At 62.1% G+C, this 19,588-nt stretch carries 15 protein-coding genes; 7 read left to right on the forward strand and 8 right to left on the reverse strand.

Annotated elements, in window-relative coordinates; genetic code table 11:
- Positions 1–78 precede the first annotated feature (78 nt).
- Positions 79–993 carry a LysR substrate-binding domain-containing protein gene (locus tag ACA064_RS10570; RefSeq protein WP_497673301.1) on the forward strand — a complete coding sequence of 305 codons (915 nt, stop codon included), beginning with the start codon at positions 79–81 and terminating at the stop codon, positions 991–993.
- 191 nt (positions 994–1,184) lie between these two features.
- On the opposite strand, the gene ACA064_RS10575 is transcribed toward ACA064_RS10570, so the two are convergent.
- Together ACA064_RS10575 and ACA064_RS10580 are read right to left on the reverse strand one after the other, a co-directional pair.
- The gene (locus tag ACA064_RS10575) at positions 1,185–2,486 is read right to left on the reverse strand and encodes an MFS transporter (RefSeq protein ID WP_497673302.1); all 1,302 of its coding nucleotides are present in this window, start codon (positions 2,484–2,486) and stop codon (positions 1,185–1,187) included.
- 194 nt (positions 2,487–2,680) lie between these two features.
- The gene (locus ACA064_RS10580; RefSeq protein ID WP_497673303.1) at positions 2,681–4,006 is read right to left on the reverse strand and encodes an L-fuconate dehydratase; all 1,326 of its coding nucleotides are present in this window, start codon (positions 4,004–4,006) and stop codon (positions 2,681–2,683) included.
- An 84-nt stretch (positions 4,007–4,090) separates the two neighbouring features.
- Here ACA064_RS10580 and ACA064_RS10585 point away from each other — a divergent pair, with 84 nt between their 5' ends.
- The 6 genes from ACA064_RS10585 (at position 4,091) to ACA064_RS10610 (ending at position 12,315) form a co-directional block, all read left to right on the forward strand.
- Complete coding sequence (locus ACA064_RS10585; RefSeq protein ID WP_497673304.1) at positions 4,091–5,107, forward strand: LysR family transcriptional regulator; 1,017 nt, start codon at positions 4,091–4,093, stop codon at positions 5,105–5,107.
- 184 nt (positions 5,108–5,291) lie between these two features.
- Positions 5,292–6,845 (forward strand): UxaA family hydrolase, encoded by a 1,554-nt coding sequence (locus tag ACA064_RS10590; protein WP_497673305.1) that lies wholly within the window; start codon positions 5,292–5,294, stop codon positions 6,843–6,845.
- A 110-nt stretch (positions 6,846–6,955) separates the two neighbouring features.
- Complete coding sequence (locus ACA064_RS10595; RefSeq protein ID WP_497673306.1) at positions 6,956–8,536, forward strand: aldehyde dehydrogenase (NADP(+)); 1,581 nt, start codon at positions 6,956–6,958, stop codon at positions 8,534–8,536.
- A gap of 36 nt (positions 8,537–8,572) precedes the next feature.
- A complete protein-coding gene (locus ACA064_RS10600; RefSeq protein WP_497674217.1) occupies positions 8,573–9,631 on the forward strand; it encodes an Ldh family oxidoreductase in 1,059 nt (352 codons plus the stop codon).
- 52 nt (positions 9,632–9,683) lie between these two features.
- The gene (locus tag ACA064_RS10605; RefSeq protein WP_497673307.1) at positions 9,684–10,901 is read left to right on the forward strand and encodes a fumarylacetoacetate hydrolase family protein; all 1,218 of its coding nucleotides are present in this window, start codon (positions 9,684–9,686) and stop codon (positions 10,899–10,901) included.
- 109 nt (positions 10,902–11,010) lie between these two features.
- Positions 11,011–12,315, forward strand: a complete 1,305-nt coding sequence (locus ACA064_RS10610) for an MFS transporter (RefSeq protein ID WP_497673308.1) — start codon at positions 11,011–11,013, stop codon at positions 12,313–12,315.
- Between the two features lie 240 nt (positions 12,316–12,555).
- Here ACA064_RS10610 and ACA064_RS10615 read toward each other — a convergent pair whose 3' ends face one another.
- From ACA064_RS10615 to ACA064_RS10640, 6 genes are all read right to left on the reverse strand, one after another.
- Positions 12,556–13,347, reverse strand: coding sequence for a carbohydrate deacetylase (locus ACA064_RS10615; protein WP_497673309.1), 792 nt, complete (start codon positions 13,345–13,347; stop codon positions 12,556–12,558).
- Complete coding sequence (locus ACA064_RS10620; protein ID WP_497673310.1) at positions 13,319–14,503, reverse strand: GNAT family N-acetyltransferase; 1,185 nt, start codon at positions 14,501–14,503, stop codon at positions 13,319–13,321. The genes ACA064_RS10615 and ACA064_RS10620 overlap by 29 nt, the downstream gene beginning before the upstream one ends.
- A 5-nt stretch (positions 14,504–14,508) precedes the next feature.
- Entirely contained in the window at positions 14,509–15,198 is a 690-nt protein-coding gene (locus tag ACA064_RS10625) for an N-acetyltransferase (RefSeq protein ID WP_497673311.1), read from the reverse strand.
- A gap of 139 nt (positions 15,199–15,337) precedes the next feature.
- Positions 15,338–17,275: a hypothetical protein gene (locus ACA064_RS10630; RefSeq protein ID WP_497673312.1), complete on the reverse strand. Its 1,938-nt coding sequence runs from the start codon at positions 17,273–17,275 to the stop codon at positions 15,338–15,340.
- The gene (locus ACA064_RS10635) at positions 17,272–18,576 is read right to left on the reverse strand and encodes an oligosaccharide flippase family protein (RefSeq protein ID WP_497673313.1); all 1,305 of its coding nucleotides are present in this window, start codon (positions 18,574–18,576) and stop codon (positions 17,272–17,274) included. The genes ACA064_RS10630 and ACA064_RS10635 overlap by 4 nt, the downstream gene beginning before the upstream one ends.
- The gene (locus tag ACA064_RS10640; RefSeq protein ID WP_497673314.1) at positions 18,573–19,583 is read right to left on the reverse strand and encodes a polysaccharide deacetylase family protein; all 1,011 of its coding nucleotides are present in this window, start codon (positions 19,581–19,583) and stop codon (positions 18,573–18,575) included. Before ACA064_RS10640 ends, ACA064_RS10635 begins: the two co-directional genes overlap by 4 nt.
- Positions 19,584–19,588: the final 5 nt, after the last annotated feature.

Below are 19,588 nucleotides of genomic sequence, written 5' to 3' on the forward strand. Positions count from 1 at the left end.
TGGCATGAGCCCCATGGTGCACAGCGCAGGATCTGTGCTACAAACGAGTTCTCGGTCTTGAATACATAACCTCAGATTATGAATACGCTCGGTAAATCCTTGCCGCCACTTTCCAGCTTGCTGCCGTTCGAAGCCGCTGCCCGACTGGAAAGCTTTTCCAGGGCCGCTGATGAACTGCACATCACCCAAGCGGCTATAAGTCGGCAGATTCGTGGGCTTGAAGTCAATCTTGGGGTCACGCTCTTTTGCCGACGCAATCGCGCGGTTTTTCTCACGCAGGAAGGGCGAGAACTGGGGCGGGTGGTGAGCGATGCCTTGCACAGCATCAGTTCTGGTGCCGAGGCCCTGCGTGGCGAGCCGCGCAAGAATCGGGTGGTTCTACTCTGTCAGTTGTGTGAAGCGTTCTATTGGTTGATGCCGCGTCTTTCAAGGTTTCATCAGCTTCACCCGGAAATCGAAATCCAGGTTGCGACATCGACCAAACCACTGACAGAATTCACCGAGCACTTCGACGTAGCCCTGCAAAGTACCGGGCGCGCCAGTGGCTTGCATGTGTTGGCATTCACCGCCTCCGATGAAGTATTTCCGGTGTGCAGCCCGGCTTACCTGGTGGCTCATGGGCAGCTGCTGGATATTGCCGACATACCCCGGCACACGCTGTTGCATCATCGTGCGACGCCACCCCATTTGATGGAATGGGACAGTTGGCTGGGCACCTTTGGAGCTTCCTTGGGTAACCAGGCGAAGGACAGGTTTTTTGACAGCTATCCCCTGATGCTCCAGGCCGCCGTCGAGGGACATGGCATCGCGATGGGCTGGCGCCGAACAGCCAGCAGGCTTATCGACAGTGGCGCACTGGTGAGGCCATGTGCGCAGAGCGTGCCTTTGCCTCAGGCGATATCGGTGTACCAGCGCTACGCCGGAGCCGATCGGCCAGAGACTCGAGCGCTGATTCAGTGGCTTGAGGATGAATTACTGAACGAGCGTTCGTAGCGCGGCTTCAACCTGGGTGGGGCTGCAATCTTTTGGCGATTTTGAAGACCGTCGAAGATCAAGATCAAAAGATCGCAGCCTGCGGCAGCTCCTACAGGGGATTGCGGACACCCACGATATTTGCAGGTGTACACGGACGGCGTAGGAGCTGGCGCAGCCTGCGATCTTTCATGGCCGCAACTGTTGCGCGGTTATTCTTCCTGGCCCTGACGCAACCGGGTGCTCACCAGCGCCGCCACTACCAGCAGACCTGCAATCACCAGCAAGCCATTGCGGGTGCTGCCGGTTGCCTGTTCGATCAGACCCATCACCGACGGCCCGACAAATCCGCCGAGCAAACCGCAGGTGGTAACGAACGCCAGACCGCCAGCCAGGGCGGTACCGCTCAGGCGACTGGAGGGGAAGACAAAGATGATCGACTGCACCACGAACAGCATCAGCGCGGTCATGGAAAAGCCGACCAGGCCGATGAACGAGTTGGCGAACGAGGCCAGCAGCAAGCCGGCGGACATGGTCAACAGGCCGAAGAACAGAATCCCCCGGCAACGCTGGGGCGAAGTGGCCAGGCGCGGGAAAGTCGCTGCGCCGATGGCGGCGGCGATCCATGGCACCGAGGTCAGCAGACCGATCTGCAGCGGCGACAATGCACCGTAGGTGCCGATGATGCCGGGCAGGAAGAAGATCACGGTGTAGATGGTGATCTGATGTACGAAGTAGACGACGATCGCCAACCATATCTGCTTGTCGCGCAGCATCTGACTCAACCGGCTTTGTTGAGGCGAGGCGGCTTTTTCGGCGTTCAGCTGCGCTTCGATTGTCCTCGCGTCGGCCTTCGAAAGCCAGGGCGCGGAGGAGGGGTCGTCGGGCAATTTTTTCCACACCACGTAAGCCAGCGCTACCGCAGGCAGGCCTTCGAGCACGAACAGCCACTGCCAGCCATGCCAGCCGAGCCAGCCATCGAGTTGCAACAGCGCGCCACCCAACGGACCGCTGAGAATATTCGCCAGGCACACCCCGAGCAGAAAATACCCGGTGGCTCGCGCACGTTGTTCGCGGTTGAACCAATAGGTCAGGTAGAGCATGACCCCGGGAAACAGACCGGCTTCGGCCACACCCAGCAACAGGCGCATGATGTAGAACGAGGTCTCGCCCTGGACGAAGGCCATGCCGGTGGAGAGCAGGCCCCAGGTGATCATGATGCGGGTGATCCAGAACCGCGCGCCGACCTTCTGCATGATCAGGTTGCTCGGCACTTCGAACAACGCATACGTCAGAAAGAACAAGCCCGCACCCAGTCCGTAGGCCGCGGCGGAAAGCCCGAGGTCGATGCCCATGCTGGCCTTGGCCAGGGCAATGTTGGTGCGATCGAGGAAGCTCATCACGTAAACCACTACCAGCAGTGGCATCAGTTTGCGCAGTAGCAGATTAGTCAGGCGGTTTTCATCGGCAAGAGCAGGGGCTTGAGCCACTGCGGCAGTATTTAGGATTGTCATTTTTATAGTCCTAATGCGGGCAGGTGCATCTCGGCAGAATAAGATCAGAGCGGGAGCGGGCTTGCCCTAATGCCCGTCAGTTAAACGAAAGGTGCGCCCCTGCAAGAGACCTCATTTCCTTCACTGACTGGCATTTGGGCTTGCCCGCGATTCAGGCGGTAACGCTCCCCTAAGAATCGAGTCGTACCTGAAACTCAGTTGCTCGGGGCTTGCTCCAGGTCCAGCCACACCGGGCCGTTGGGGTACTGGTAGCGTTCCAGGGTTTCGGCGGTCATTTCAATGCTGTAGCCAGGACGCTGCGGTGGCATGTAGCGGCCGTTGCGGATCACTACCGGTTCGAGGAAGTGCTCGTGCAGATGGTCGACGTATTCCAGCACGCGATTCTGCAGCGAGCCGGATACCGCGATGTAATCGAACAGCGAGATGTTCTGCACGTACTCGCACAAGCCGACGCCGCCGCCATGGGGGCATACCGGCACCTCGAACTTGGCCGCCATCAGCAGTACGATCAGCACTTCGTTGAGGCCGCCCAGACGTGCCGCGTCCAATTGGCAGAAGTCCAGCGCCTTGGCCTGGAACATTTGCTTGAACATCACCCGGTTGTGGCAGTGCTCGCCGGTGGCGACGCCGATCGGGGCGATCCGCTGGCGAATGGTCGCGTGCCCGAGGATGTCGTCGGGGCTGGTCGGTTCTTCGATCCACCAGGGGTCGAATGCCGCGAGGCGGCGCATGTTGGCCACTGTCTCATCGACGCCCCAGACCTGGTTGGCATCCATCATCAAGGTCCGCTCCCAGCCGATTTCTTCGCGCAGGATTGCCGCGCGGCGCAGGTCGTCTTCCAGATTGGCGCCGATTTTCTGCTTGAAGTGGGTCCAGCCATCGGCCACGGCCTCGCGGGCCAGGCGACGCATTTTCTCTTCCGAGTAACCCAGCCAGCCCGGAGCGGTGGTGTAGCCGGGATAACCTTCGCGCAGCATCTGGGCTTCACGCTGGGCTTTGCCGGGGACCTGACGGCGCAGCAGGGCGACGGCTTCTTCGGGGGTGATGGCGTCGGTCACGTAGCTGAAGTCCAGGCAGGCCACCAGTTGCTCTGGAGTCATGTCCGCCAGCAGTTTCCACACCGGCTTGGCTTCGACCTTGGCCCACAGGTCCCAGACCGCATTGACGATGGCGGCGGTGGCCAGATGAATCACACCCTTTTCCGGGCCCAGCCAGCGCAACTGGCTGTCACCGACGGTGAAGTTGTGCCAGAAGCCGCCCATGTCGGCGGTGATCTCTTCCAGGGTCAGGCCGACGATCAGCGGCGCCAGGGATTGCACGGCGGCGACGCAGATTTCATTGCCACGACCAATGGTGAAGGTCAGGCCATGGCCTTCCAGGCCTTGTGCCGAGTCGGTGTGCAGCACCACGTAGGACGCCGAATAGTCCGGTGCGCTGTTCATCGCGTCGGAGCCGTCGAGTGACCGGGAAGTAGGGAAACGGATGTCGCGAACGCTCAGGTGGGTGATTCGAATGCTCATGGAGGACTCTTTATTGTTGGTGACCACTTGGGAGCTCGACTGTAGGGTGGTCGGTGATATAGGCATAATCGTCGATTCGTATAGATGGATATCAAAATTGATATGTCAGATCAGCCGAAAATCCCGACCCTCGCCAGCCCGGTGTCGCCGAAAACCTTCAGCCCGCTGAAGATCTCCAGTCGCCAGATTGCCCTGCTCAATGCCTTGGGTGAGTTTCGCAACCTGCGCCGCGCGGCGGCCGCGATGCATACCACACAGCCAGCGGCGAGCCTGTTGCTGCAGCAGTTGGAAGAGCGCCTCGACGCCAAGCTGTTCGAGCGCCTGCCGCGCGGCATGGAACCGACGCTGTACGGCGAGGTGATGATTCGCTACGCCCAGGGCGCGATTCATGAATTCGAGCACGCCGAAGCCCAGCTGACGGAGCTGGCACGCGGTGCTTCGGGGCTGGTGCGCATCGGCACGGTGATGGGCCCAGTGCCGACTTTGTTGACCCGTGGCGTGCTGGCGTTCAAGGCGGATAACCCGAAAGTGCGGATCTGCATTGAAGTCGGCACTAGCGACACGCTGCTGCCGGCATTGATTCGCGGCGATTTCGACGTGGTGCTGGGACGCCTGCCGGACCAGATCGACAGCCAGGGGCTGGATATTCAATTGTTCGAAAAGGGCGAGCAGATGCGCGTCATTGCGCGCCCGGGCCACGCGTTGGCCGCAGCCGGGAAACTCAGTCTGGCCGACCTGGTGCCGATGACCTGGATCCTCCATCCGATCGGCAGCCCGATGCGCCGGCGGGTGGAAAGCGCGCTGAAGGCCGGGGGCATGGTGCAGACCCTGGACATCGTCGAGACCGCTTCGATCCTCGCGACCACTTCGATGATCGAAGCCTCGGACATGATCGCCGTGGTCCCCAATGACGTGGCGGAGCATTACCTGCGCTATGGCATGGTCGCCATCCTGCCGGTCGAGTTGCCCATCTCCATGGTCAACATCGGCTTGCTGACTCGCCAGTCGCGACCCTTGTCGGCGGCGGTGAGCAAACTGCTGGGTTACCTCAAGGAGCACGGCGAGAAATCATCTGAGCACAGCTCTCGGCTGATTCGATAACCCAGGGTTATCAGTCAATCGGAACCTTTCATTGGGAAATGTGCGGGTAGCTCCCTAGAGTGATTACAGATCCGTTCGGTGCAGATCGAACCTGTAATAACAAGAACTTACCCGCCGGTACCAGACGTCCGTCAGCTCAGCGACTTGACGTCAGCGCCGGGCATCACCGTCCCTGAGAGGTTCCATGGAACTGATTGCCAAAACCCCGGCCTACGACAGCAGTGCTGCCGTTATCCGCCTCAATCCCCTGGACAATGTACTGATCGCCCGCCAGATGCTGCCTGAAGGTTTGCGTCTGGAGCAGGAGCAGATCACCGTTCGGCAAACGATTCCTTCCGGGCACAAAGTCGCGACGGTGCGAGTCGAAAAGGGCCAGCCGTTGCGCCGTTACGGGCAAATCATCGGCTTCGCTTCGCAGACCATCGAAGTCGGCGAGCATGTGCACGTGCAGAACGTCGAAATGGGTGATTTCTCCCGTGACTATGCCTTCGGTGTCGATGCCCATCAGCTGCCGACGACCGAGGCATTCTTCCAGGGCATCGTGCGGGCTGACGGGCGGGTCGCGACCCGCAATTATGTCGGCATCCTGACCTCGGTGAATTGCTCCGCCACTGTGGCCCGGGCCGTGGCCGATTACTTTCGGCGGGACATCCATCCCGAAGCGCTGGCGGCCTACCCGAATGTCGATGGGGTGGTGGCGCTGACCCACAGCGCGGGCTGCGCCGTGGACCCGAGTGGTGAAGCCTTGGGGTTATTACGGCGGACCCTGGGTGGTTATGCGGTACACCCCAATTTTGCCGCGGTGCTGATCATCGGACTGGGCTGTGAAACCAACCAGATCGAGGATCTGCTCGCCACTCAGGGCCTGGTCAAAAGCGAGCAGCTGCGCGCATTCACCATTCAGGGCATCGGTGGTACTTCAAAAACCATCGCCAGCGGCATCGAACAAGTCAAAGGTCTGCTGGCCCAGGCCAACCAGGTGCAGCGCGAGCGAGTCAGTGCCCGGCACCTGGTTGTCGGCCTGCAATGCGGTGGCTCCGACGGTTACTCGGGCATCACCGCCAACCCGGCATTGGGCAATGCGGTGGACCGCCTGGTGGCCGCCGGTGGCAGCGCGATTCTTTCGGAAACCCCGGAAATCTACGGTGCCGAGCACTTGTTGACCCGCCGCGCGGTCAGCCGCGCGGTGGGCGAAAAATTGATCGCCCGCATCCATTGGTGGGAAGCGTACTGCCAGCGGATGAATGCCGAACTCAACAACAACCCTTCGGCCGGCAACAAGGCCGGCGGCCTGACCACCATCCTCGAGAAATCCCTGGGCGCGGTGGCCAAGGCCGGTTCCAGCAACCTGGTCGAAGTCTACGAATACGCCGAGGCGGTGCGGGCCAAAGGCCTGGTGTTCATGGACACCCCTGGCTACGACCCGGTATCGGCGACCGGCCAGGTGGCCGGGGGCGCCAACCTGATCGCCTTTACCACCGGGCGCGGTTCGGCCTACGGCTGCGCGCCTGCGCCGTCGATCAAGCTGGCGACCAACAACCGGGTGTTCGAACACCAGGAAGAAGACATGGATGTGAACTGCGGCGGCATTGCCGACGGCAGTACCAGCATCGAGGAACGCGGTGCGCACATCTTCGAGCTGATGCTGAGCATCGCTTCCGGTGAACGCAGCAAGAGTGAGCTGCACGGTTATGGGCAGAACGAATTCGTGCCCTGGCAGATCGGCGCAGTGACCTGAGCATCCCATTTCGGCTTTGACACCCATTCCCGTAACAGCAGCGCAGGCCCTTGAGCCACCGCGGGCCCCAGGCCCGATCGCGCTGCTATTTCATGAGGCAAGAGATTTATATGAGCGTATCCGGACACAACTTTATCGGCGGTCAACGCAGCGCCAAAGGCGAGACCCTGCTGCACAGCGTCGATGCCTCCACCGGCGAGCAATTGCCCGGGGCCTTTTACCAGGCAACGCTGGCCGAGGTGGACGCCGCGGTACTGGCGGCCGAGCAAGCTTATCCGCTGTTTCGCAACCTGCCGGCCAGCCGGCGTGCGGAGTTCCTTGAAGCAATCGCCGACGAGCTCGACGGGCTGGGCGATGACCTGGTGGCGCTGACCTGTCGCGAAACGGCATTGCCGGCGGCGCGGATTCAGGGTGAGCGCGGTCGCACCAGCGGCCAGATGCGGCTGTTTGCCAAGGTGCTGCGGCGCGGCGATTTCTACGGCGCGCGGATCGATCAGGCACTGCCTGAGCGCACGCCGCTGCCACGTCCGGACCTGCGCCAATACAAGATCGCCGTCGGCCCGGTGGCGGTGTTCGGTGCAAGCAACTTCCCGCTGGCGTTCTCTACGGCCGGCGGCGATACCGCGGCCGCGCTGGCGGCCGGTTGCCCGGTGGTGTTCAAGGCCCACAGCGGACATATGGCGACCGCCGAGCGGGTCGCCGCCGCGCTGATCCGTGCCGCGGAAAAAACCGCGATGCCGGCCGGGGTGTTCAACATGATCTTCGGCTCGGGCGTCGGTGAGGCACTGGTCAAGCATCCGGGCATCCAGGCGGTGGGTTTCACCGGCTCGCTCAAGGGTGGACGTGCCCTGTGTGACATGGCTGCCGCCCGCCCACGACCGATCCCGGTGTTCGCCGAGATGTCGAGCATCAACCCAGTGATCGTCTTGCCCAAGGCGCTGCAAGCGCGCAGTGCGGCGATCGGTAAAGAGTTGAGCGCTTCGGTGGTCCAGGGCTGCGGCCAGTTCTGCACCAACCCGGGCCTGGTCCTGGGCATTCGCTCGCCGCAAATGGACGGTTTTGTCGAGCAGTTGCGCGGTCACATGGCCGAGCAACCCGCGCAAACCATGCTCAATGCCGGCACCTTGCGCAGCTATGGCAATGGCTTGAACGCGTTGCTCGGCCATCCGGGTATCAAGCATTTGAGCGGTCAGCCACAACAGGGCAATCAGGCCCAGCCGCAATTGTTCGAGGCCGATGTCAGTCTTTTGCTGGAGCACGATCACCTGCTCCAGGAAGAAGTCTTCGGCCCTTGCACCATCGTGATCCTGGCCGCCGACAAGGATGAACTGCTACAGGCGGTAGGCGCGTTGCAGGGTCAGCTCACGGCCACGCTGCTGGCTGAAGAGACTGACCTGACGGTCTTTGCCGAACTGTTCGGGCTGCTCGAGCAGCGGGTCGGCCGGGTGCTGCTCAACGGCTATCCGACCGGCGTCGAAGTCTGCGATGCGATGGTTCACGGCGGACCGTACCCGGCGACCTCCGACTCCCGGGGTACCTCAGTGGGGACCCTGGCCATCGAGCGTTTCCTGCGTCCGGTGTGCTACCAGAATATTCCCGACGCGCACTTGCCCGAGCCGCTGAAAAACGCCAATCCGCTGGGCATCGCCCGGCTGGTGGACGGCCAGATCAGCACCCGGGCCCTGGATTGAGCAGCGCAATTGAAAGGAGCCGCGCAAATGACTGAGATGCCCAATCCGAAACGTTACGACTACCAAACGCTGCTGGGCTTTATCCAGCAGCTGTTCGAGAAGGCCGGGGCTGACACAGAGGTAGCCCGGGTGGTGACCCGGGTCCTGCTCGAAGGTGATCTGCTGGGGCATCACACCCACGGTGTGAACCTGGTGAGCCGCTACATCGCCGGAATCCTGGCCGGCGATGCCCAGGCCGACGGGAGCAAGTTCGAGCAGCTGTCGGCCAGGGGGGGGGCGGGGCTGTTCGACGGCCACTATGTGCTGGGGCCGTATTGCGTCAGCAAGGCGCTGGACTTTGCGGTGCAAGCCGCCACCGTCCACGGGCTGGGCATGGCGGTAGTCCGTCGCTCCTCGCATATCGGCTGCCTGGCAGCCTACCTCAAGCCGATCACCGATCAGGGCTTGGTGGCGATCATCTACAGCTCCGATCCATCGGTGGCGTCGGTCTCGGCCCATGGCGGGATCGAGCCGATCTACACACCCAACCCGATCGCCGCCGGGATCCCCACCGACGGCGCGCCGATTCTGCTGGATGTCAGCATGTCGACCATTACCCTGGGGCTGATCGGCCAATGCCGGCAGGCCGGGAAAAAACTGCCGCATCCGGTGGTGATGTCCAACACAGGACAATTGACCGACGACCCGGAAGCGTTTTCCACCACCCCGCCGGGCAGCATTTTGCCCTTGGGTGGGCAGGCTTTCGGGCACAAGGGTTTTGCCTTGGGAATTCTGGTCGAAGCGCTGACCTCGGCCCTCGCCGGACATGGTCGCAAGGACGCTCCACAGCAGTGGGGCGCCTCGGTCACGGTGATGGCGATTGATCCGGAGTTTTTCGGCGGGCTGGAAAGTTTCACCGCGGAGACCTCGTTCCTCAGTGGGCTGATTCTCGAAAGCCGCGCGGTCGACCCGCAACGACCGGTCAGGTTGCCGGGGCAGGCCGGGCTGAAGCTTCGCGAAGCGCGCCTGCGCGACGGGCTTGAACTATCGCAGGCGGTGCTCGCCGATTTGAATCGCACCGCCCAATCCCTGCAACTCGCGCCGCTCACTCACTGAGCCGCGATGCCCTGACTGACATCACCACTGACACTACAAATAGAGTGCTGAGATGAAAAATAAAACTGCTGCGCCTGGCTCCCTCGACCTTGGCGTGAATGCTCATGTATTTGACCAGGGGACTTGGGTCGGGCGCGTCTGGCGGCCTGACCTGGGGCCGTCCGTGGTCCTGTTGAACAACGCAGCGGTGTACGACATCAGCGCCCATGTGGCGACGGTGTCGGCGCTGCTGGAACTGGAGGATCCGGTGAGCTGGCTGCGCAGCCTGCCGCTGGCCGAGCCACTGATCGAACTGCAAGCGCTGCTGCACAACAGCGACCCGGCGCAGTGCGATGCACAACTGCCGTGGCTGTTGGCGCCGATTGACCTGCAGGCGATCAAGGCCGCGGGCGTGACCTTTGCGGCGAGCATGCTCGAGCGAGTGGTCGAAGAGCAGGCCAAGGGTGATCCGGCCCGGGCCGAGGCGATCCGCGATACCCTGGTCGCGCAGATCGGCGCCGACCTGTCGCAGATTGTGCCCGGTTCGGCACAAGCTGAAGCGTTGCGTGCGGTGTTGGTGGAGCAGGGATTGTGGTCGCAGTACCTGGAAGTCGGGATTGGTCCCGATGCGGAAATTTTCACCAAGGCCCAGCCATTGTCGGCAGTGGGTCATGGTGCGGCGATCGGCATCCATCCCAAATCCAGCTGGAACAACCCGGAGCCGGAAGTGGTACTGGCGGTGTCTAGCAGCGGCAGGATCCACGGCGCGATGCTTGGCAACGACGTCAACCTGCGGGACTTCGAAGGTCGCAGCGCGTTGCTGCTGTCCAAGGCCAAGGACAACAATGCCTCGACGGCGTTGGGGCCATTCCTGCGTTTGTTCGATGACAGCTTCAGCCTGGATGACGTGCGCCAGGCCGAAGTGGACTTGCGGGTGACGGGCGAGGATGGCTTCGTGCTCGAAGGTCGCAGCTCCATGCGCCAGATCAGCCGCGACCCGGTCGACCTGGTGCAGCAGACCCTCAACGAAAACCACCAGTACCCCGATGGCCTGGTGCTGTTTCTTGGTACGCTGTTCGCCCCCAAACAGGATCGCGATCAACCCGGCGCCGGTTTCACCCACAAGCAGGGCGATATCGTCGCGATCAGCAACGACCACTTGGGCACGCTGTGCAATCGGGTCACCACCAGTGACCAGGCGCCGGTCTGGGACTTCGGTGTGCGGGCGTTGCTCGACAGCCTGAACCGCCGCGGATTGTTGCAGGTGGCGGTAACCGCTCATCAAGCCTGACTCCAATGTTGTTCAATGAACGCCAGTTGCTCAATGGATGAAGGTCTGGGCCGCCGAAGGATCGCAGCTGGTTTGGTTTCCATGCTTCACAATAATAAAAAAGAGCGCGATGAAAACACTCAAGAAGTATCAAACGCTGACGGTCATTTTTTTGCTGCTGATCGGTATCGTGAATTACCTGGATCGCAGTGCCTTGTCGATTGCCAACACCTCGATCCAGAAGGACATGATGATCAGTCCTTCGCAAATGGGCATCCTGCTCTCGGCGTTTTCCCTTGCCTATGCCTTTGCCCAGTTGCCGTTGGGCATGGTCATCGATCGGCTGGGGACCAAGATCGCCCTGGGCGCTTCATTGATCGCCTGGTCGGTCGCGCAATCGATGTCGGGACTGGTTACCAGTTTCGGCGGATTTTTCGGCTTGCGGGTCCTGCTGGGTATAGGCGAGGCACCGATGTTTCCTTCGGCGGCCAAGGCCCTGTCGGAGTGGTTCGACGCTGAAGAGCGCGGCACCCCCACCGGGATCGTCTGGTCATCCACCTGCGTCGGACCTTGCCTGGCGCCACCGGTGTTGACGCTGTTCATGGTCAACTTCGGCTGGCGCGGGATGTTCATCATCACTGGTGTCATCGGCCTGGTGCTGGGGCTGTGCTGGTTTGCCTTCTATAAAAGCAAGGCGCAGTACCTGGCCCAACTGGAGGCCAGCGGCGAGCTGCCACCGGCACTGAAAAAGCCCCCGGTAGCGACTGTCGAGCGCTCGGCGCCGAAAGCTTCGTTCTTTGCCGACTGGCTCGATCTGTTCAAACACCGCAGCACCTGGGGCGCAGTGCTTGGCTTCATGGGCGTGATCTACATGCTGTGGCTGCACCTGACCTGGTTGCCGGGGTATTTCCAGCGTGAACACGGCCTGGATCTGTACCAGACTGCCTGGGTAGTTTCCCTGGCCTATCTGTTCGGTGCCTTCGGGACGATTCTGGCCGGGCGGGTGTGTGACGCTATGGTCAAACGCGGCATGGGTATCCTTGGCGGTCGCAAGTTTACCGTGATCAGTGGCCTGTTGATGGCCGCGGCATTCACTGTGCCGTTGTCGTTTGTCAGTGGCCTGACCGGTTGCATCATCCTGCTGTGCCTGGCGCTGTTCAGCATCAACATGGCCAGCGCTTCGGCCTGGATGATCGTCAATACCATCGTCGATACACGGCGTGTGGCGTCGTTTGGTTCGATCCAGAATTTCGGCGGCTACATCGCCGGTTCCGTCGCGCCCATCGTCACCGGTTTCAGCATTCAATACTCTGGCTCGTTCTCCACGGCCTTCATGATCAGCGCGGTGGTGGCGGTGTGTTCGGCACTGGCGTATTTCCTGCTGCTCAAGGCACCGATTGGCGATCAGGCATTCCCGAGTCCGGTTGCTGCCTGAGCCAAAAAAAAACAGCAGATCGGCCATGTGGTGAGAGGGCTTACTGTGGCGAGGGGGCTTGCCCCCGCTGGGGCGCGCAGCGGCCCTAAAACCTGCAAACGCGGTGTATCAGGTTCACCGCGTTCACCGACTTTACGACTGCTGCGCAGCCGAGCGGGGCGATGCGGCGTTCCGACAAGCCCCCTCGCCACAATTATTCGTCCGACCATAGATTTGTGTTAACTGACAGGCATTGTCCGACTATTCCAATACACCGACCGCTACCGTCAGCATTTTGCCTGCCCCGCTATAGGGAACTCGCGGAACCCCCGACAGACGACTCTCCAGCACCTGGCTCAAGGATTCCCCAGGGTTCAGGTAAGCATCGCCGAAATCCGCGCCAAGCAGGTTGGGATGGGTGACCACCTCCAGCAGGCCGTCCGCTGGCGGTGCGGCATTGCGCAGGTCAGCCGGGGTACAGACGTGGTCGGCGGTGGTGCCGGCGAGACTGCGTAGACGCCGGTTGAGCAAGGTCTTGAACAGCCGCTTGCCAGTGCCGATATTTTGCCCAAGGTTACGCGCCAGACGTAGCGCCACACCTTGCCGCGCGGCGAAGCGCGCGACGATTTCGCCGATGGGCCAGATATTGTGGACGTGCTGGTGCGAGTCCAGGTGACTGGGCTGCAGGCCGAATTCCAGGCAGCGTTGCCATTGGGCTTCGAGTTCCTCCAGCACCGCTCGCCGCGCCTTGCGGCCAAGCCACAGGCTGTGGCGAGACAGGTCCAGATCGAACTCGCCGCTGGGGCTACAGAACGCCGGTTGTTCGAGAATTGCTTCGCTGAGCGGACGCCCATAGGTGAGGTTGAAGTGCAGGCCGATTCGCCCCTGCAGCAGTGGATGCTGGGCCATGGCACAGGCGGCTGGAAACGCCGGCATGTTCGCCATCGCGGTTGCGGAGCTGATCAAGCCGGTCTGGAACGCCCGCAGGATGACTGCATTCTCGTTCTCGCTGAGGCCGAAGTCGTCAGCGTTGACTATGACGTGCTGAGGCATTTTGACCCTCCAGTGGGTTTGGAATGGTATCGACAGGCTTGGCGGATGCCGCCGCGCGTTTGGCCCGCCACTTTTTCAGGTACGGTCTGAGCCGTTGCCAAAGGCGCAGGGCGGTGCCCAGGTAGAGCCCGCTGGGACGCCAGGAGTAGAAACTCCAGCGCCAGTGTTCAAGTTGTCCGGTCATGCGTTCATGCAGTTGATGGCTGGAGTTCTCCAGGCTGACCCGCGATGCGTCGATCCATTGCCAGTCTTCCTCGAGGCCCCAGCGAATCCACTCATCGAGCAGCACTCGACCGCTGCCCAGATCGGCGTATTTCGGTAGAAACGCCAGGTTGTAGTCATACAGCCGACCCTGTTCCAGCAGCCCCAGACGATAGCTGATGCAGCGCCCGTCCAGTTCCAGCACCACCACACGCACCAGACCCCGGTCGGCGAGGGCGGTGAAGGCGCGGTCCATCCATTCCCTGCGTTGGGCATCGGAAAAGATCCCGACTCCTTTATCGCCTTTCCAGCTGACGGCCTCGACTTCGCTGATGACTTGCAGCAATGGCCCCATGGTCGTGGCATCCGGCACCAGCCGTCGCACCACCGCACCACAGGCAGCGATTCGCTTTCGCGCTCGCCGCAGCTTGTAGCGCGGATCGCCGGAAACTTCCTGGCGGTCGGCCTCGCTGATCTGATGTACCGGCGCCCGGCAACTGAGGCGCTGTTCACCGGTGGAGCTCTGGCGTTTCCACTGCGTCAGGAGGCTGGACCGAGCGTCAGGGTCGGTCAACTCGTTGAGCTGCAACAGCGCGTGGGGCAATCGGCGGCGGATCTGCCGCAGCGTTTGCCGCGCACCGGCACCTTCCAGGGTGGCGAGCAAGGCGATGCGGTCGCTGAGGGGGAAGCCGAGGTGGCGCAGCACCCGCAGCGGCACCCCGCCGAAGTACACGCGGGACGCTATCAGCGGCAGGCACAGACACAGCTCCTCGGCCTGCCAGGCAAGCAGCACATGCAACTGGTCGTTGGCACCCAGCGCACCCTCGGCCGCGCACAGCCAGGCCAGTGAGTTGAACGGCGTATGGTTGACGACCTGCTTGCGCAAGGTCTCGTAGGCCGCGGTCGGGAAGTCTGGGGCGCACAGCGAAGTGCGCCATTCGAAAGTCATTGTCATGGCCGTCACGCTGCAGACGCAGTGACGGCGGGCCGTTCGGGTTTGCGCAAGGCGTCCAGTCGCGAGCCGCTGTAGCGGGTCTCGCGAAAGAAGCGCCAGCGCCGGAACAAGCCATACACATGCATGACCCGGCCCTGCTCCTGATATCCCATGCGCATATGCAGTTTGAGGGCCGGAATGTTAAAGGATTCGCAGACATCCACTACCTTGTTGCAGCCCTGCGCTTGCATGGCTTTCCACAGGTTGAGTTGCACATCCACCGACAAGGTAGTTCCGAAGTAGGGCCGAGTCTGCTCGCCGCCGAACTCGAAGAACTCGCCTTGCTTGACCGGGAACCAGCAGCCGTAATAGTGGCGATCGTGGTAGTTACGGGTGCTGGCCCAGATGAAGGACACGGCATCGCCTTTGTCGTCCAGGTACATGTGTCCGGTGTGCCCCTCGGCGGCCAATTCGCGCATGGTTTCCACGCGGTCGGCGTAGTGCGTGGTAAAGGCTCCAACATTTTCCGTGGTGATGGTTTCCAGGCGCAGTGGCCGGTAGGCCCTGAGTCTGTGGGGAGGTACCGGGCTGACCAGATCGCGCTCCATCCATAACAGTTCCCAATGGAAAAACACATATTTCTTCCACAAGCTGTTGAAGGTATAGCGCAGGCCCTTTTGTTTGATTCGCTCACTGAGCTTCTGCATTGCACTCATGATGCCTCCAGATGGTGCTGGTAGTAGATGGCAGTAATCGCGGGAATGCACAACGCGCAATCGGTCCATGAAGGCACGCCGGGCAAGGCGCTTTTGGGGGAACCCGGGCGCCTTGGGCCACGGTGTCTGTTCGGATGTTTCATGATGCACTCCAGGTCAGTGCGAACAAGGTTTCGCCAGGTACTTCGAAGCTGATGCGGCCTTCCAGGCAGCGGTATCTGGCGGCCCGGCTCTTGCTGTCGGCACCGAAATACACCAGTGCAGCGGACGATTGCGGGCATGCCGCATCGGGACCCTGCAGGCTGACATGCTGCATACGTGTGGCTTTGTTCACGCCCAGCAGGCTGCGTTGTTGACCGTTGGCCATGGCCAGCGCGTCGACCTCGAAGGCATCGTTATCCAGGCGCAGTACCTGCCCAAGCCAGTGGGCCTGGATGAACTGCTGGGCGAGGCCGACCGGTTTCAACTCGAAACTCGAAGGCCCCAGTACCCGCAACATACCCTTGGGGTACTGCGGCTCATCGGCGGCGTGGAAATAGTTGAGCATGTCGAGCAAACCGTCCTGGGCGGAATTGATTACCACCGACGCCCACCACATCGAGGCGAAGTGGGTGTCCTGGTCGTAGGGGCTCAGGCTCGAGCCGCTGGAGAGGTTGGTCTGGTCCAGCAGCAGGGCCTTGCGTGGTCGGCCATTAGCGTCAAGTCCGACCAGTTCGGCGGCCTGGCGCACGCTGTCGCGATAGCTGCGGGTGGCCAATAGATCGCGCACCATCCATTCGTGCCAGGCCAGGGCGTCGATTTGCCCGGGAGATTTTTCCAGCAGCCGGCGCGCCCAATCGATACCGCGCCGTTCACTCGAGTCTTCGTGAAACGGGCCGTTGATCAGCCGTGAACTGCCGGGCATGGCAATCCGTACCCCGGCCTCGAAGGCCCCCGGGTAGTCGCGCACCTGCCGCGCCATGCTGTCGAACTGACGCTGGTAGGTGGCGTAGTCGTTGTAATTGAGATTCGGCTCGTCGGCGAAGGAGATGTAGTGCAGGCCTTTGCCGCCGAGGGCGACCGTGGCGGCCAGCCAGGCATTCAGGCCGACGTTGGTGACCGAGTCCGCCAGCAGGTCGGCCTTGCGGTTACTGCCCGCCAGCAGGGTGATGTCGTTGGTAATGCCGAAGCGCTCCTGGTACAAGCGACGGAAGCGGTCTTCGTAGTGCGGATCCCGGGTCAGAATGTCGACAAAGCTGTAATAGCCGGCCGCGCGCAGTTGCAGCGCGTCGATCGTCGGATAGACCGATTGCGGCGGCATGACATAGGGCAGGGCGACGCCCAGATTCGGAGTCTGCCCCAGGATTTGCGGGTGCAGGTTGAGCCGGGCCCGACCTTCGTCCTGGCGCAACGGCATGAGTTGTTGCGGCTGCTGGGCGAATAGATTGGCCGTGCCGTCGAGCCAGAACGCGGCCTTGCCGCTGCCCTGCAGGCGCAGCCTCCAGACCTGTTCATCGGCGGTGACCGGAAGGGCTACCTGATCAAATTGCCAGTAAGCCGGGTGGGATTTGAGCGACAGGTTGATCCGCTGGCCATCCTTCAGGCGCTCGGCTTGCAAGCCGCTGACTCCGCCGTAGAATTTTCCCGCGAGTACCGCCTGTTCACCGGCACCGACCTTGAAGTAGAGCTCTGTGCCATGGGTGGTTTCGGCGCTGAAGTGAACCTTGGCCGGAGCAAACAGGGCCACCGTACGCTGATCATGTTCGAGCTGGTAACGCCGGAAGCTGTAGCCCGGAATCTCCAAGCGATAGCTGGCGGCGCTCGCAGCCAAGGGCCAGCTCTGACGGCCGCGGACTTCACCGGATGGGATGACCCGCTCGCCGAGCAACTTTCCTTGACCGTCGAGCAAGTACAGACGTTCTTCGTTGGCGTCGGCCTGCCAGGCAGGCTCCCAGCTGACAGTCAGGGTGTCGGCTTTATCGGGCTGCAGATACAGGCTGCCGTCGCGAATCTCGGCCCAGCGCATGGGCGCGGCCTGCGCGCTCGCGAGCAACCCCAGGCAGAGCCCGAGGCTTGTCAGCAGATGTGTGCGGCTCATGCTGGCCTCCGCTGCAACATATGCCACAGGGGGGCCAGATCGCTGGGCAAAACCACCAGGGTTTGCCACACGGGCACACCACTGAGCCGGCAATACAACACCAGCAAGGCCACGGTCACTGCCAGGTAGGCAATGGACGAAGCCATGGCCGCGCCGACGATGCCGTAGGCTGGAATCAGCAGCAGGTTCAACGCCAGGTTGAGCATCGCACCCAGGCCCATCAATAGCGAGATGCTGCCCGGGCGATTTTTCCCGAGCAGGTCCAGGCGCAGGATGCTGGCGTAGCACAGGCCCAGCAACCCTGGCAGCAACGCCAGCAGCGCCGGGTAGGCCGGCTGGTAGGCCGCACCAAACAACGTGACGATCAACCATTCGCCGATCAGCGCCATGCTCAGGCAGGCGCCGAGCATCACCGTGGCCGTCAAGCGCAAGGCCAGTGGCGTCAAGCGTTCGATACCTTTTTCCTGTTGCAGCAGACGTTTCATCAGCGGCGTGGTGACGGCCTCGGGGACGATCAGCAGCAGTTCCGCAGCAGCACTGGCCATGGCGTAATGGCCCAGGGCGGTGCTGCCGAGGAGGGCGCCGATGAACAGGTAGTCAGAGCGCAGGATCACCTGCTGGAACAGCAGATCAGGATGGCTCTTGGCACTGAAGCGCAGCAGTTCCTGCTGGCTGCTGCGGTCCCAGCAGAGTTTTACTTCCTGACTGCGGCTGAGCCAGAACCAGCCAGCGAGGACCACCAGGCTGATGCCCGCCAGCCAGCTGATCAACGCCGCTTCCAGCGCCGCGCTTTGCCACATCCAGAACAGGGCGAGAAACAGCAACAGCGGCGCCAGTGACTCAATCAGCCGCAGAGTGTTGAAGGCCACTACTCCACCGGAGGCATTGTGCAGAGTCAGCAGACCGCTCTTGAGTACCGTCAGGGGCACCGCCAACAGCAGCAACCAGGCAAGCAATCCAAGCTGCGCGGTGATGTCCAGCGTGGTGCCGAATTCACGGAGCAGGGTGACGCTGATCAAGGTCAGCACACCGGCGAGCAAGCAACCGAAGACCAGCACCTGGCTGAGCAGCAGGCCCATCGAGCGCTGTTGCGCCGCCTGGTAGCCGACCGCCGAGTTCAGCCCGCCGCTGGTGGCGGCGCTGATCAGGTCTGGCAAGGTGCTGACCAGGGCGAACAGGCCGCGTTCGCTGGGGCCGAGAATCCGTGCCAGCAACACGTTGCGCAGCAGGCGCAGGGCGATCATCGCCAGCCGCGTGCCCATGCTCAGCACCAGGTGGTGCAGATATTGATTGCGGCTCATGGGCGACCACCCTGGCAGATGCGCCAGGCCAGCAGCGATGGGCGGCTGGCATTGCGCTGGCTGACGCCGATGCGCGGCAGCGCCAGTGGGTCGCCATTGCCGCGATAGATGCCGGCGTTGGTGCTCAGGGCAAAGGCGTAGCGGTGCGCGGCCAGGCGTTGGCGGACTCGCTGATCATGATCGCCATTGGGGTAGCAATAGACCGGCAGCGGTTTTTGGCAGCCCCGCTGCAAGGCGTCGTGGCTGCGGCTCAGTTCCAGGTCCAGACGGGTGTCGTCAAGTCCGGTAAGGATGGAGTGACTTGCGCCGTGGGGACCGAAGCTGATCAGTCCGGAGCGTTCCAGGATGCGCACTTGCTGCCAATCCAGTGCCTGGGGCAACGACTCGATCGGGCAAGCGTCGGTGAGGCTGTTGAGGTCCTGGGGGGCCAGGCTTTTCAGACTCTGCAAGTAGTTGGCCAGGACCAGGCTGCGTTGCTGTTTGTTGCCATCGCCGAGGAACGCCGCGGGTAATGGCCGGCCGATACGTTGCAGGTGTTCGAGCAGGCGTTGACGCGAGAAGCCGCCATGGCTGCCCCAGAGTGTTTCACCAAGGCTTTCCCACCAGAAGCGCTGGCGGCTGCCAATGAAGTCGGTGGACAGGAAAATACTCGCCGGCACCTGATGCTGCTGTAGCAGCGGAAAGGCATTCAGTGCATTGTCACGCCAGCCGTCGTCGAAGGTCAGGGCGACCTTCGGCCGCGCCGAGGCGTTCGGATGGGCGTCGGCGTACAGCAGGTCCATCAGCGTCACGCAGTCGAAATGGCGCTTGAGCCAGCGCAGCAATTTATCAAAGGCACGCGGGCCGACGCACAGCTCATTGCGATGGGGCAGCTCGGCGCTGCGGTCATCGGCGAGCACCCGATGCAACATCAGAATCACTCCGGCGCCCCGCAGCTGGCTGCGACCCTGCGGCGAGTTGAGGTACAGCCAGCCACTGGTGCTCTTGAACATTTGCTTGATCGGCATAGGTC

The organism is Pseudomonas sp. LBUM1658, assembly GCF_059716055.1.

Excerpts from the sequence above, each read along its gene's own strand:
- ACA064_RS10570 (WP_497673301.1), top strand. The coding sequence starts at position 79 with ATGAATACGCTCGGTAAATCCTTGCCGCCACTTTCCAGCTTGCTGCCG.
- ACA064_RS10575 (WP_497673302.1), bottom strand. The coding sequence starts at position 2,486 with ATGACAATCCTAAATACTGCCGCAGTGGCTCAAGCCCCTGCTCTTGCC.
- ACA064_RS10580 (WP_497673303.1), bottom strand. The coding sequence starts at position 4,006 with ATGAGCATTCGAATCACCCACCTGAGCGTTCGCGACATCCGTTTCCCT.
- ACA064_RS10585 (WP_497673304.1), top strand. The coding sequence starts at position 4,091 with ATGGATATCAAAATTGATATGTCAGATCAGCCGAAAATCCCGACCCTC.
- ACA064_RS10590 (WP_497673305.1), top strand. The coding sequence starts at position 5,292 with ATGGAACTGATTGCCAAAACCCCGGCCTACGACAGCAGTGCTGCCGTT.
- ACA064_RS10595 (WP_497673306.1), top strand. The coding sequence starts at position 6,956 with ATGAGCGTATCCGGACACAACTTTATCGGCGGTCAACGCAGCGCCAAA.
- ACA064_RS10600 (WP_497674217.1), top strand. The coding sequence starts at position 8,573 with ATGCCCAATCCGAAACGTTACGACTACCAAACGCTGCTGGGCTTTATC.
- ACA064_RS10605 (WP_497673307.1), top strand. The coding sequence starts at position 9,684 with ATGAAAAATAAAACTGCTGCGCCTGGCTCCCTCGACCTTGGCGTGAAT.
- ACA064_RS10610 (WP_497673308.1), top strand. The coding sequence starts at position 11,011 with ATGAAAACACTCAAGAAGTATCAAACGCTGACGGTCATTTTTTTGCTG.
- ACA064_RS10615 (WP_497673309.1), bottom strand. The coding sequence starts at position 13,347 with ATGCCTCAGCACGTCATAGTCAACGCTGACGACTTCGGCCTCAGCGAG.
- ACA064_RS10620 (WP_497673310.1), bottom strand. The coding sequence starts at position 14,503 with ATGACAATGACTTTCGAATGGCGCACTTCGCTGTGCGCCCCAGACTTC.
- ACA064_RS10625 (WP_497673311.1), bottom strand. The coding sequence starts at position 15,198 with ATGAGTGCAATGCAGAAGCTCAGTGAGCGAATCAAACAAAAGGGCCTG.
- ACA064_RS10630 (WP_497673312.1), bottom strand. The coding sequence starts at position 17,275 with ATGAGCCGCACACATCTGCTGACAAGCCTCGGGCTCTGCCTGGGGTTG.
- ACA064_RS10635 (WP_497673313.1), bottom strand. The coding sequence starts at position 18,576 with ATGAGCCGCAATCAATATCTGCACCACCTGGTGCTGAGCATGGGCACG.
- ACA064_RS10640 (WP_497673314.1), bottom strand. The coding sequence starts at position 19,583 with ATGCCGATCAAGCAAATGTTCAAGAGCACCAGTGGCTGGCTGTACCTC.